The sequence below is a fragment of the Kluyvera sp. EC_51 genome (assembly GCF_019584505.1).
Classification (GTDB): Bacteria; Pseudomonadota; Gammaproteobacteria; order Enterobacterales; family Enterobacteriaceae; genus Kluyvera; species Kluyvera sichuanensis.
This window is the reverse complement of sequence record NZ_VDAG01000029.1, coordinates 1-13,249: the sequence shown is the minus strand read 5'-3', so window position 1 is coordinate 13,249 and position 13,249 is coordinate 1. Positions and strand designations below refer to the sequence as shown.

Annotated in this window: 12 protein-coding genes; 5 read left to right on the top strand and 7 right to left on the bottom strand. The window is 54.3% G+C overall.

The window, feature by feature from the left end; translation table 11 throughout:
• Positions 1–102: 102 nt before the first annotated feature.
• The 3 genes from kduI (at position 103) to FHC49_RS08025 (ending at position 3,548) form a co-directional block, all read left to right on the top strand.
• Positions 103–939: a 5-dehydro-4-deoxy-D-glucuronate isomerase gene (kduI, locus tag FHC49_RS08035; protein ID WP_185670017.1), complete on the top strand. Its 837-nt coding sequence runs from the start codon at positions 103–105 to the stop codon at positions 937–939.
• A 68-nt stretch (positions 940–1,007) separates the two neighbouring features.
• On the top strand, positions 1,008–1,769 hold the full coding sequence (kduD, locus tag FHC49_RS08030) for a 2-dehydro-3-deoxy-D-gluconate 5-dehydrogenase KduD (RefSeq protein WP_185670018.1): 762 nt from the start codon (positions 1,008–1,010) through the stop codon (positions 1,767–1,769).
• Positions 1,770–2,129: 360 nt separating this feature from the next.
• Positions 2,130–3,548, top strand: coding sequence for a sugar porter family MFS transporter (locus FHC49_RS08025; RefSeq protein WP_185670020.1), 1,419 nt, complete (start codon positions 2,130–2,132; stop codon positions 3,546–3,548).
• Positions 3,549–3,589: 41 nt separating this feature from the next.
• On the opposite strand, the gene FHC49_RS08020 is transcribed toward FHC49_RS08025, so the two are convergent.
• From FHC49_RS08020 to FHC49_RS07995, 6 genes are all read right to left on the bottom strand, one after another.
• Entirely contained in the window at positions 3,590–4,717 is a 1,128-nt protein-coding gene (locus FHC49_RS08020; protein ID WP_220439476.1) for an oligogalacturonate lyase family protein, read from the bottom strand.
• Positions 4,718–4,786: 69 nt separating this feature from the next.
• Positions 4,787–6,073, bottom strand: a complete 1,287-nt coding sequence (locus FHC49_RS08015) for an ABC transporter substrate-binding protein (protein WP_185670022.1) — start codon at positions 6,071–6,073, stop codon at positions 4,787–4,789.
• A 14-nt stretch (positions 6,074–6,087) separates the two neighbouring features.
• Positions 6,088–7,215, bottom strand: coding sequence for an ABC transporter ATP-binding protein (locus FHC49_RS08010; protein WP_185670023.1), 1,128 nt, complete (start codon positions 7,213–7,215; stop codon positions 6,088–6,090).
• 12 nt (positions 7,216–7,227) lie between these two features.
• Positions 7,228–8,130 (bottom strand): carbohydrate ABC transporter permease, encoded by a 903-nt coding sequence (locus FHC49_RS08005; RefSeq protein WP_185670024.1) that lies wholly within the window; start codon positions 8,128–8,130, stop codon positions 7,228–7,230.
• Positions 8,123–9,013 (bottom strand): carbohydrate ABC transporter permease, encoded by an 891-nt coding sequence (locus tag FHC49_RS08000; protein WP_185670025.1) that lies wholly within the window; start codon positions 9,011–9,013, stop codon positions 8,123–8,125. The genes FHC49_RS08005 and FHC49_RS08000 overlap by 8 nt, the downstream gene beginning before the upstream one ends.
• A 637-nt stretch (positions 9,014–9,650) precedes the next feature.
• The gene (locus FHC49_RS07995; protein WP_106925892.1) at positions 9,651–9,977 is read right to left on the bottom strand and encodes a cupin domain-containing protein; all 327 of its coding nucleotides are present in this window, start codon (positions 9,975–9,977) and stop codon (positions 9,651–9,653) included.
• Positions 9,978–10,120: 143 nt separating this feature from the next.
• Between FHC49_RS07995 and FHC49_RS07990 the strand changes: the two genes are divergently transcribed.
• Positions 10,121–10,813, top strand: coding sequence for an aspartate/glutamate racemase (locus FHC49_RS07990; RefSeq protein WP_185670026.1), 693 nt, complete (start codon positions 10,121–10,123; stop codon positions 10,811–10,813).
• Here the strand turns inward: FHC49_RS07990 and FHC49_RS07985 are convergent.
• Positions 10,810–11,736, bottom strand: coding sequence for a LysR family transcriptional regulator (locus FHC49_RS07985; protein WP_220439475.1), 927 nt, complete (start codon positions 11,734–11,736; stop codon positions 10,810–10,812). The genes FHC49_RS07990 and FHC49_RS07985 overlap by 4 nt on opposite strands.
• Positions 11,737–11,856: 120 nt before the next feature.
• On the opposite strand from FHC49_RS07985, the gene lysA reads away from it, so the two are divergent.
• On the top strand, positions 11,857–13,113 hold the full coding sequence (lysA, locus tag FHC49_RS07980; RefSeq protein ID WP_220439474.1) for a diaminopimelate decarboxylase: 1,257 nt from the start codon (positions 11,857–11,859) through the stop codon (positions 13,111–13,113).
• The last annotated feature ends 136 nt before the right edge of the window (positions 13,114–13,249 follow it).

Sequence of the window (13,249 nt, the reverse complement as noted above, 5' to 3'; positions counted from 1 at the left end):
GAAAACCCATTTCATCAGGGATAAGATACAAGCATTAAACAAAGCGGAACGCAGTTTCGTTTCTAAGATAGAAGACAAAACCACATTTTCCTGGAGGTTCAGGTGGAAGTAAGACAGAGCATTCATAGCGCTCATGCTAAGACGCTGGATACGCAGGGCCTTCGAGACGAGTTTTTAGTTGAACAGGTTTTCACTGCTGATGAATACACCATGGTGTATAGCCATATCGACCGCATTATCGTTGGCGGCATTATGCCAGTGGCGAAAACGGTCTCCGTCGGCGGTGAAGTCGGCAAGCAGCTTGGCGTAAGCTATTTCCTCGAGCGCCGCGAGCTGGGCGTCATCAATATTGGCGGCGCGGGCACGATTACCGTTGACGGTAAATGCTACGAAATTGGCCATCGTGATGCCCTGTATGTCGGTAAAGGCGCGAAAGAAGTGGTGTTCGCCAGCATTGATGCGGCGAAACCGGCGAAGTTTTACTATAACTGCGCACCGGCCCACACCACTTACCCGACCAAAAAGGTCACACCTGCAGACGTTGCGCCGGTTACGCTTGGGGATGACCTCACCAGCAACCGCCGTACCATCAATAAATACTTTGTTCCTGATGTGCTGGAAACCTGCCAGCTCAGCATGGGCCTGACCGAACTGGCGCCAGGTAACCTGTGGAACACCATGCCGTGCCATACCCACGAGCGCCGCATGGAAGTGTACTTCTACTTCAACATGGATGAAGACAGCTGCGTGTTCCATATGATGGGGCAGCCGCAGGAAACGCGTCACATTGTTATGCACAATGAACAGGCGGTGATTTCACCGAGCTGGTCAATCCATTCCGGCGTCGGTACGAAGGCTTACACCTTCATCTGGGGAATGGTGGGTGAGAACCAGGTCTTTGATGACATGGATCATGTAGCAGTTAGGGATCTGCGCTAGTCGCGGACAGCAAGCATTAGATTAATGATGCCTGTCCGGTACAGGCGCAAAACGACAAGGAATATAAAATGATTTTGGATTCATTCTCTCTGCAGGGCAAAGTTGCCGTGGTTACTGGTTGCGATACCGGTCTGGGTCAAGGTATGGCGTTGGGTCTGGCGGAAGCGGGCTGCGACATCGTTGGTATCAACATCGTTGAGCCAACCGAAACCATCGAACGCGTTACCGCACTGGGCCGTCGCTTCCTGAGCCTGACCGCTGACCTGCGTAAAATCGATGGCATTCCAGAACTGCTGGAGCGCGCGGTGGCTGAATTCGGCCATATCGATATCCTGGTAAACAACGCGGGTCTGATTCGTCGTGAAGACGCGATCGACTTCAGCGAAAAAGACTGGGATGACGTCATGAACCTGAACATCAAGAGCGTGTTCTTCATGTCTCAGGCTGCGGCTAAGCACTTCATCGCGCAGGGTAACGGCGGCAAAATCATCAACATCGCCTCCATGCTCTCCTTCCAGGGCGGCATCCGCGTGCCGTCTTACACCGCGTCTAAAAGCGGCGTAATGGGCGTAACCCGTCTGATGGCGAACGAGTGGGCGAAACACGGTATCAACGTGAACGCGATTGCACCGGGCTACATGGCCACCAACAACACCCAGCAGCTGCGCGCTGACGAAGAGCGTAGCGCGGCGATCCTTGACCGTATTCCGGCGGGTCGTTGGGGTCTGCCAAGCGATCTGATGGGGCCAATCGTCTTCCTGGCTTCTCCGGCATCTGACTACATCAACGGCTACACCGTCGCGGTGGATGGCGGCTGGCTGGCTCGCTAAGTTAGCGTCTGGATGTGAAAAAACCTGCTTCGGCAGGTTTTTTTATGCCTGTAGGATCCCAGGTGTCGCTTTGCCCGGCCGGGCTACGGATGGCACAGGCAACGTCGGGGTCTTTAATCATCCATATCCACATATTCATATCGTCCATTCACCTTCACCTATCAAAAAATAGTAACGCATGTGTTGTAGGGTTTTTTGACGATATGTAACGGGTTTCACTTCCATGCGAAAGTCGAATGTCCATCACAAAACCGACCTATGCAGCAATATCATCCATATTAATAACGTTTATGGCCTGACGGTCTGGTGCGCCTATCTCGTATTTTCATTCCATGTCTTACTTTGTCTGGCAGGAAAAAAATGACTTCAATCAGCAACGATTCAACGTTAATGCCGAACGCCCAGCGCGATACCCGGCGCATGAATATGTTTGTTTCCTTTGCCGCTGCGGTGGCGGGGCTGCTCTTTGGTCTTGATATCGGGGTGATTGCCGGGGCGCTGCCCTTTATCACCGATCACTTCGTGCTCTCTAACCGCCTGCAGGAGTGGGTGGTCAGCAGTATGATGCTGGGGGCCGCCATCGGTGCGCTCTTCAACGGTTGGCTGTCGTTCCGCCTGGGCCGTAAATACAGCCTGATGGTCGGCGCCGTGCTGTTCGTGGCCGGTTCACTGGGCTCCGGTTTTGCCGTTAACGTCGAAATGCTGCTGGTCGCCAGGGTTATCCTCGGCGTTGCCGTGGGTATCGCCTCGTATACCGCGCCGCTGTATCTGTCCGAAATGGCGAGTGAAAACGTGCGTGGCAAAATGATCAGCATGTACCAGCTGATGGTGACGCTGGGTATCGTGATGGCGTTTCTCTCCGACACCGCATTTAGCTACAGCGGCAACTGGCGCGCGATGCTCGCCGTGCTGGCGCTGCCAGCCCTGGTGCTGATTGTGCTGGTGGTGTTCCTGCCGAACAGCCCGCGCTGGTTGGCGGAAAAAGGCCGTCATATTGAAGCCGAAGAGGTGCTGCGAATGCTGCGTGACACGTCTGAAAAAGCGCGCGACGAGCTGAATGAAATTCGTGAAAGCCTGAAGCTGAAGCAGGGCGGTTGGGCGCTGTTTAAGGTGAATCGCAACGTGCGCCGCGCGGTGTTCCTCGGCATGCTGCTGCAGGCGATGCAGCAGTTTACCGGCATGAACATCATCATGTACTACGCGCCGCGCATCTTCAAAATGGCGGGCTTCACCACGACCGAGCAGCAGATGATTGCCACCCTGGTGGTCGGTTTAACCTTTATGTTCGCCACCTTTATTGCGGTGTTTACCGTCGATAAAGCCGGACGTAAACCGGCGCTGAAAATTGGCTTTACGGTGATGGCTATCGGTACGCTGGTGCTGGGCTACTGCCTGATGCAGTTTGATAATGGCACCGCGAGCAGCGGGCTCTCCTGGCTCTCCGTCGGTATGACCATGATGTGCATTGCGGGCTATGCGATGAGCGCGGCGCCGGTAGTGTGGATCCTCTGCTCTGAAATTCAGCCGCTGAAATGCCGCGACTTCGGTATCACCTGTTCTACCACCACCAACTGGGTGTCGAACATGATTATCGGCGCAACCTTCCTGACGCTGCTGGATTCCATCGGCGCAGCGGGAACGTTCTGGCTCTATACCGTGCTGAACGTGGCCTTTATCGGCGTGACCTTCTGGCTGATTCCGGAAACCAAAGGGGTTACGCTGGAGCACATTGAACGTAAGCTGATGAAAGGCGAGAAATTGCGGGATATCGGCGTCTAATCAGGAACCCGGCGGCGCTGCGCCGCCGGGCAAGCTCAGTTCTACACCTTCGCTAAATACAATGCCGGCATTCCCTCAGCGTCCGAGGTATACAGCACCCACTCACCGTCCGGCGAAAACGACGGATGCGGATGCGTAACCTGACGGTCGCCGTCCAGTACCTTCCAACTGCTGTTATGCTGGCAAATCGCCGTCTTCTCCCCGGTTTTCAAATTGAATACCCAGATAAACGGATCGTTCAGGCTGATGTCGCCGGTGTTATGCGGCGCACCGTCACCAACCACCAGGGAACCGTCGTGGTTACTCATCAGGTGCGAGCAGGGCGGGATCGCCATCAGCTGGTGATTTTCCAGCGTCTGCGGGTCGGCGCTGTAGAGATAACGGTGCGGGCTGTTCTCCTGGTGCGCCACGTAGTAAAGCGCGGAGCCGTCCGGCACCCAGAATTCGTGGGTAAAACTTTCCCCTTTTTGATGCTGACGTACGCAGCGAATGTTGCTGCCGTCTTCATTGACCAGCCACATGCGCGCGTCGATGGCGTCACGCGGGCCTTCGTGACAAAACGCCACGGTCTTATCGTCAAACGGGCGGTAGATAGGGTGCCCGAGCCAGCGTTTTTCCTGCAGGATGGTCCGCTGTTCTCCGGTTTTCAGGTCGATGTTAATCAGACGGCATTCCGGGTTGGTAAAGTAGTAGGCGCGGAACTTCGACCAGTCGGTTAACGGCTGCCAGTCGCTTTTTTTAATTTCGATGCCGACGAGTTTCGTGCAGTCAGAGTTCGCAACCCACGTGCCGTAGGCAACCCACTCATCGTCCACTTCGTAGACCACGTACTCTTCCAACGTCGAGAGATCCAGGCGTCTCAGCTGGCGCGTGTCTTTCACGTACCATAAGGATTGATCGTCGTCAGACAGGAAGCCGCCGAAGGTGTTATCCCCCGCGCCATCGGTAAGCTGGGTCGCCTGCTGAGCGGCAATATCCAGTAAATAGTAGTTCCAGTGCCCCTCGAATGCGCCGCCAAAAATCAGCTTGCCGCCGTCGCGGGTAAAGCATTTTTGGTAGAAGTAGTTTCGATGGCAAATAATGTGCGGTGGCGTCATCCGGATCACCTCGTGACCGGTTTCGCTGTCTTTCTGCGTACGGAAATTCAGCGGGATGATTTTGCCTTTCATGTGCTTTCTCCTTGAATAAAAAAATACCCCGCAACCGGAAGTTGCAGGGTATTGATAGCTAAATCGCGATTAGCGCATAGCGCGTTTCAGAATACGCTCGCCCTGGCGCTGGAAGTCCGCTGCCGCTTCTTCTACGGATTTCTGGCCGTAGTCGATGTACTGCAGCGTGGTGCCGAACTGGGCAACGATCTGCGGATCGTCAAAGTAAGGAGAGACGCTCAGCTTCGCTGGCAGAGACTGCGCCAGACGCAGGCCCGCAACGGAAGGATCGCTCTCTTTCAGGATGCCGTCTTCGGTCAGGTATTTCACCGCGACTTTGCTCAGCGGCACGCCACGTTCCAGACCTAAGGTATCGACACCTTCTTTGCTGTTCAGCAGGAAGTTGATGACTTTCGCAGCGGCTTCCGGGTTCTTGGTGGATTTGCCGATGGAGAGCATCTGTGCTGGTTTGAAGAACAGACCCGCGTCGGTAGCGCCCGGCAGCATTGGATAGCTACCCAGCTCCAGCTTCGCTGGTGGCTTCAGGTTATCGGAGTACTTGTTAATGGTGGAGTTCCACATGTAAGTACCGCCCCATTCGCCCTGGATCCACGGCTTCATTTCATACATGTTGCTCTTACCAAAGGACGCGTAGTACTTGGTATCAGGCATCACGTGGCTGTCGACCAGCTTTTTGTACATCTGGAAGAACTCAACCCACTGCTCTTTGGAGTAGGAGAACTTCTTGGTGTCCGTGTTGATGGCCGGAATGTTGTACTTCTGCGTCATATAGGAGTTCAGCAGCGCCAGGGTATCCTGGTGCTCCAGAACCACCGGGAAGTACTGTTTGCCCAGCTTGCTTTCGAAGGTTTTACCCGCCGCCAGCAGATCGTCCCAGGTTTTCGGGTAGGCTACGCCTGCCTGTTTCCAGGTCTCATCGTTGAAGTAGAACACGCGAGCGGTAACGGAGATTGGGATCCCGTTCAGCTTGCCGTTCACGGTGGTGGACTGCAGCTCTTTGGCATCGAACTGGCTTAAGTCGATCACGTCCTTCATTTTGTTCAGATCGTAGAAGCCGTCGCCGTTTTTCGAGAAGATCGGCAGCCAGTTCCAGTTAGTCTGCATCACGTCCGGTTCAGTGCCGCCAGCAATCTGAGTGGTCAGACGGGATAAGTGACCGTCCCAACCGGTGTACTCGGCCTTCACGTTAATGTCCGGGTTCTGCTTGTGGAACTCTTCCAGCGCCTTCAGAGTCACCTGGTGACGGCCGTTGCCGCCCCACCAGGACATACGAAGGTCAACATCCTTTGCCATCGAAGGAAGGGCGGTCAGACCCAGAGTGGCGGAGATTGCTGCGCTTAAAAGCACTTTTTTCATTTTAATACTCCAGATTATAGGGAGAGGTTCTGTTCAGTTTTAGCATCAAAGATATGGCATTTATTCATATCAAACTTGAAGTACACCTTACGATGAAGCCCCTTATCAATCATTGGTTTAGCTTCATCTGAAGGGATTCGTGCCGTCAGCTCGTAGTTCGCCACTTTCAGGTAAACGAAGAACTCATGGCCCATGTTTTCCACGCGAACCATTTCACCGCTGCAGCCGCCTTCAGCAAACGGCTCGTCGGACAGCGAGACGAATTCAGGACGGATACCGTAGAACACTTCTTCATTGTCATGACCGGCCAGTTTCTGGTTCAGCCCTTCGCTGAGCGCCATGAACTCATCGCCAATCGCCAGGTTCAGAGTGCCTTCTTTATTCACCAGCTTGCAGGAGCGGATGTTCATTTCCGGTGCACCGATAAAGCCGGCGACGAACATGTTTTTCGGCTTGTGGTACAGGTTGTCCGGAGTGTCTACCTGCATGATGTGGCCCAGCTTCATCACGCAGATGCGGTCGCCCATGGTCATCGCTTCGGTCTGATCGTGGGTCACGTAGACGGTGGTCGCTGGCTTGCCGGATTTCTTCAACTGCTTGTGCAGGTCGGAAATACGGATACGCATCGACGCACGCAGCTTGGCATCCAGGTTAGACAGCGGTTCATCGAACAGGAACACGTCTGGCTTTTTCACAATCGCACGGCCTACGGCCACACGCTGCGCCTGACCGCCGGAGAGCTGGCGCGGCAGACGGTCGAGCAGCTCTTCCAGTTCGAGGATTTTCGCCGCTTCGTTAACCTGTGCGTCAATCTGCGCTTTCGGCAGCTTGCTCAGCTTCAGGCCGAACGCCAGGTTTTCACGCACGGTCATGTGCGGATACAGCGCATAGTTCTGGAACACCATCGCAATCCCACGCTCTTTTGGCGCGAGGTTGTTAACAATTTTCTCGCCGATGCGGACTTCGCCGCCGCTAATGGTTTCAAGTCCTGCCAGCATACGCAGGGTGGTGGACTTGGCGCAGCCGGATGGACCGACGATCACCATGAACTCACCTTCAGCGATTTTCAGGTCGATACCATGTACCGCTTTGAAGCCGTTGGAGTACACTTTTTCCAGTTTGTTGAAAATAACTTCAGCCATGATATATCCCTCTTAACCTTTAATTCCGCTGCTGGTAACGCCCTGTACGAAGTAGCGCTGCGCCAGGAAGAACACAATGATAGATGGCAGAATGGAGATGCTCGCCATTGCCAGAATTTCGTTCCACGGCGCGCCTTCGGTCACGTCGATGGACATTTTAAGTGCCAGTGCAATCGGATACTTATCAACGCTATAGACGTAGATCAGCGGGCCGATAAAGTCGTTCATGGACCACATGAACTGGAACAGTGCGACAGAGATAATCGCTGGCTTCAGAATCGGTACCACTACGTACCACAACACCTGGATGGAGTTACAGCCGTCAATCTGCGCCGCTTCTTCCATGTCACGCGGTACGCCGCGCAGGAACTGAATCAGCATGAAGACGAAGAACCCTTGCGTGGCGAAGGCCAGCGGCAGGTACAGCGGCATGTAGCTGTTCAGCATGCCCATTTCGCGGAACATCAGGTACTGAGGAATCAGCAGTACGGTGCTCGGCAGCAGCATGGTGGTGATGAGCGTAGCGAACCAGAATTTCTTCCATGGAATCTCGAAGCGAGCAAAGCCGTACGCCACGATGGTGGAGGAGATAATGGTCAGAATGACCTTAGGAATCACATACTTGAACGTGTTCAGCATGTAATGACCGAAGGTGTACTCGGTACCGGTTTTCCAGCCGTTAATAAAGCCATCCCAGGTGGCGTGTGCTGGCCACAGGCTCAGCGTGGTGAAGATCTCGTGGTTCGGTTTGAACGACGCCGAGAACATCCAGGCCAGCGGGTAGAGCATTAACAGACCGACGATCAGCAGGATGACGTAACGGATCCAGGCGTTGATCTTCTCGCGACGAAGGGTGCGGGCAACCTCACGCTCTGCGATGGTTCTTGCGTCGGAGATTTGTTGGATATCAGCCATTTTTGCCTCCCTTATCGGCGGAGTAGAACACCCAGTATTTTGAAGACTTAAAGGCGATGCCTGCGAAGACAGCAACCACCAGGAACAGAACCCATGCCAGCGCGGCGCCATAACCCATATCGAAGTACTTGAACGCCGTGTCGTAGATGTACAGCGAGAACAGATACGTCGAGTAGGTTGGGCCGCCGCCGGTAATCACGTACGGGCCGGTAAACTCCTGGAATGCCTGGGTGGTCTGCATGATAAAGTTGAAGAAGATAACCGGCGTAATCAGCGGCACGGTCACTTTCATGAACATCTGCCATTTGGATGCGCCATCGATCATCGCGGCTTCATACTGGGACTGCGGTACGTTTTGCAGTGCGGCCAGGAAGATAACCATCGCGGAACCGAACTGCCATACGCGCAGCAGGGTAACGGACATCAGCGCCAGTGACGGTTCGCCCAGCCAGTTAACCGGATCGAAGCCCAGCACGCCGATAAAGCTGTTCAGCAGGCCGTCGATGGCGAAGAGTGCGCGCCACAGTACGGCGATAGCCACGGAGCTACCGAGGATAGACGGAATATAGTAAGCCGTACGGAAGAAGCCGATACCGCGTAATTTAAAGTTCAGAACAAACGCAATCCCTAAAGCAAAAGCGAGCTTTAATGGGATAGTTAAAAATACGTAGGCGAACGTGACGCCCATGGATTTCCAGAAGAGGGCATCTTCTGTAAACATGTAGCGATAGTTCTCAATGCCGTTAAATACCGGCGGACTCATCAAGTCATACTCAGTAAAACTGAGGAAGAAAGATGAAACGAACGGGAAGGCCGTGAAGATTATCAACCCAATGATATAGGGTGAAATCCAGGCCAATCCCAACATTCTGTTTTCATTCATACATACCTACCTGGCGAACAAGTGTGTCAAACGGATTGGGTGTCTGTTACATCCCCCGCGCCTGTTGGCGCCTGGGTGTTTAAAGTGTTAGCTTGTTATCGGTCATTCAGCCTTTCCCTGTAAGTAAATGTAATTCAAAATCTTTTTTCGCTATCCATTGTCTGGTTCGTTGGTGTTTTAAAATCTTGCTCTTTGTGAGGGCTTTTTTATAAAACGCCGTTTTAAATTTATTTTATTGCGATTTGTTTCTGCGTCATTCGATTAATCGTGAAAGTGTGATCGAAGTCGAAACGATGTTTCATTAAAGTGATGGCGATGGCGTTTTTGCAGGTATTACAGCGCTTTCAGGGAGATCTGGTATGGAAGTTGACGGCCTAAAAAAAACGATATAGTTGATCGTTCAAATGATTAACCCACTAATTTTTAGCGGTGCAGGAAATAGCGTGCCGCAGCAATAAATATGAAGTTGAGCAAGGTAATGAATACCGTTTGTCGGTATGCGGATAATGATTAGACGTGATAGGTTTCGTCGGAAATAACGAATATTTAACGCGTAAACAAGCAGGGCCAGGACGAATATAGTAATAAAAAAACAGCCGGGGATCGTGAAACGACACCCGGCTGTTTTTATACGATATCAGGCTTTAAGGAAATCCTGGCGCATCGGCGTAAAGGTATCCAGCAGCGTACCCGCTTTCAGGCACACGCAGCCGTGCATGATGTTCGGCTGCTTATACAGCGTGTCGCCTGCGGCAACGACGTGCTTTTCATCACCAATGGTGAATTCGAATTCGCCGGACAGCACGTAGGTTAACTGCTCGTGCGGGTGGTTGTGCATCGGGCCGATGGCGCCCTGCTCGAAGTTCACCTCAACGGCCATCATTTTGCCATCGTGCGCGAGAATGCGGCGGGTTACGCCATTGCCCAGATCTTCAAGGGTGGTTTCTTTATGAAAAATAAACATCAGGCGGTCCTGTTGGTATGTTGAAACGTTGTTTCATTAAATTTATCTCAGAAACGATCAAAAAGAAATCTATCGCCGCAGATGTGGAAAGTTGATCACAACTTTGGTTCACTAGCGGTACGACACCAAACAAGGTAAACGGCATGAAAACGATCGGTCTTCTGGGCGGCATGAGCTGGGAATCCACTATTCCTTACTATCGCCTGATTAATGAAGGGGTGAAGCAACGACTGGGCGGCCTGCATTCGGCGCAGATCCTGCTGCACAGCGTGGATTTCCACGAGATTGAGCTTTGTCAGTCTCAGGGTGACTGGCAGAAAGCGGGCGATATTCTGGCTCAGGCGGCGGTAGGTCTTCAGCAGGCGGGAGCCGAAGGTATCGTGCTGTGTACCAACACCATGCATAAAGTTGCTGAGGCTATCGAAACCGCCTGTGACGTGCCGTTCCTGCACATCGCCGATGCGACCGGCCGCGCTATCAGCCAGCAGAAGATGACCAACGTGGCGCTGCTCGGCACGCGCTATACCATGGAGCAGGATTTCTATCGCGGGCGCTTACAGCAGGAATTTGGCATTAACACGCTGATTCCTGAGCAGGATGAACGTCAGAAGATTAACCAGATTATTTTCGATGAGCTGTGCCTGGGCGAGTTCAGCGACACCTCGCGCGACTATTATCTCAGCGTGATTGAAACCCTGGCGCGTCAGGGGGCGGAAGGGGTGATTTTCGGCTGTACGGAGATTGGCCTGCTGGTGCCGACAGCGCTGAGCCCGCTGCCGGTGTTTGATACCGCGGCGATTCATGCAGCGGATGCGGTTGAATTTATGCTCTCTTAACGCTCGCTCAGCACCGCCTCCAGCGGCGTCGTTATCTGCGACAGGCTCTGTTGCAGGTGGGCCATAAAGGCCTCGACCAGCGCGGAGCGGGGGCGGTGTATCGGGCGAACCAGGCTGACGGTAAACGGCACATCGATGCTAAAGCGTCGAATGACGACGCCGCTGTTGGCGTAGTCGAGTGCGGTCAGCGGGTTGACCACCGAAATGCCGACGCCCGCTCTGACCATCGCACAAATAGAAGCGGCGCTGTGCGTCTCCACCACCATCCTTCTCTTCACCTGCTGTTCATTAAACAGCGTGTCCAGCAGCTGGCGATAGCTGTCGGTGCGCGACAGGCTGATGTAGTTCTCGCCCTGAAAATCGGCGGGCGTCAGCACCGCTTTTTCCGCCAGTGGGTGATCCTGCGGCAGCACGCACACTTCATTTAGCGTCAGCAGCGGCATACGCTCGGTGCCTGCTGGCGTATGCAGCGTCTCGGTAATGCCCAAATCATGGCGCTGCGCTGACAGCCACTCTTCCAGCAGCGGTGACTCCTGCGGCACGATCTGAATATTCACCTGCGGGTAGCGGGTCAGAAACGGCTGTAGCAGCGGCGGCAAAAAGGATTGGGAAAAGACCGGCAGGCAGACAATCGACAGCTCGCCCTGGCGGAACTCGCGCAGGCTTTCCGCAGCGCTGACGATCCTATCCAGCCCGTACCAGGAGCGTTGTACCTCTTCAAACAGCCGCAGCCCCTGAACGGTAGGATGCAGACGACCGCGGCTGCGCTCAAACAGCTTGAGCCCCAGCACCTGCTCGAAGCGCGCCAGTTCGCGGCTGACCGTGGGCTGTGAGGTGTGCAGCAGGCGGGCGGCTTCCGTCAGGTTACCTGCCGTCATGATGGCGTGAAAAATTTCGATATGGCGCAGGTTAACGGCTGGCATGGGCGACCCTCAGGCTACGTATTCCATATCATTTTTGCATAGACTCGCGATAAAACGATATTTTTTATTCGGTTCGCGCTGTGGTGTAATCATAAAAAAGATGATTACCGGAGTCCGCCCATGCCACGCCCGCTCAACAATACTGAAACCGACCTCACTGCTGACAACCTGCTGCGCCTGCCTGCTGAATTTGGCTGCCCGGTGTGGGTGTATGATGCGCAGATTATCCGCGCGCAGATTGCCAAACTGCATCAGTTTGACGTGGTACGTTTTGCCCAGAAGGCGTGCTCGAATATCCATATTCTGCGCCTGATGCGCGAGCAGGGCGTAAAGGTGGACTCTGTTTCTTTGGGGGAAATCGAACGTGCGCTGGTTGCCGGTTACGAAGCGGGTAAGGACGATATCGTCTTTACCGCCGATACCCTTGATGAGGCCACGCTGGCCCGCGTGCGCGAACTGCACATTCCGGTCAACGCCGGCTCTATCGATATGCTGGAGCAGCTTGGTCAGGTTTCCCCAGGGCACCGCGTGTGGCTGCGCGTCAACCCAGGCTTTGGTCACGGCCACAGCCAGAAAACGAATACCGGCGGTGAAAACAGCAAGCACGGGATCTGGTATAGCGACCTCCCGGCGGCGCTTGAGGTGATCCAGCGTCATCAGCTGAAGCTGGTGGGCATTCACATGCACATTGGTTCCGGCGTGGACTACGGCCATCTGGAGCAGGTGTGCGGCGCGATGGTGCGCCAGGTGATTGAATTCGGTCAGGATCTTGAGGCGATCTCCGCGGGCGGTGGTTTATCTATCCCGTATCGCGAAGGGGAAGAGGCGATCGACACCGATCACTACTTCGGTTTATGGAACGCCGCGCGTGAGCAGATTGCGAAACACCTGGGCCATCCGGTGAAGCTAGAGCTGGAGCCGGGCCGTTTCCTGGTGGCGGAATCCGGCGTGCTGGTGGCGCAGGTGCGTAGCGTGAAAGAGATGGGCAGCCGTCACTTTGTGCTGATCGACGCGGGCTTTAACGATCTGATGCGCCCAGCGATGTACGGCAGCTATCACCATATTTCCGCGCTGGCGGGCGATGGTCGCGCGCTGGACGCAGTGCCGCAAATTGAGACCGTCGTGGCCGGGCCGCTGTGTGAATCAGGTGACGTCTTTACCCAGCAGGAGGGCGGTAAAGTTGAAACGCGCCTGTTGCCTGCGGTGGTACCGGGGGATTATTTGGTGCTGCACGATACCGGCGCGTATGGCGCGTCGATGTCATCGAACTACAACAGCCGTCCGCTGCTGCCGGAAGTGCTGTTTGATAACGGCGTGGCGCGGTTGATTCGTCGTCGTCAGACGATTGAAGAGCTGCTGGCGCTGGAGCTTATCTGATAGCAAGAATTCCCGGGGTCGCTGCGGTACAAACCGGAAACATAGGTAACACTTTAGACCGGATACATGGGTAACAGTTATAACTGGCATAGAAGAGGAGACTCGCTATGCCCTGGACTGAGACCCGACCTATGCA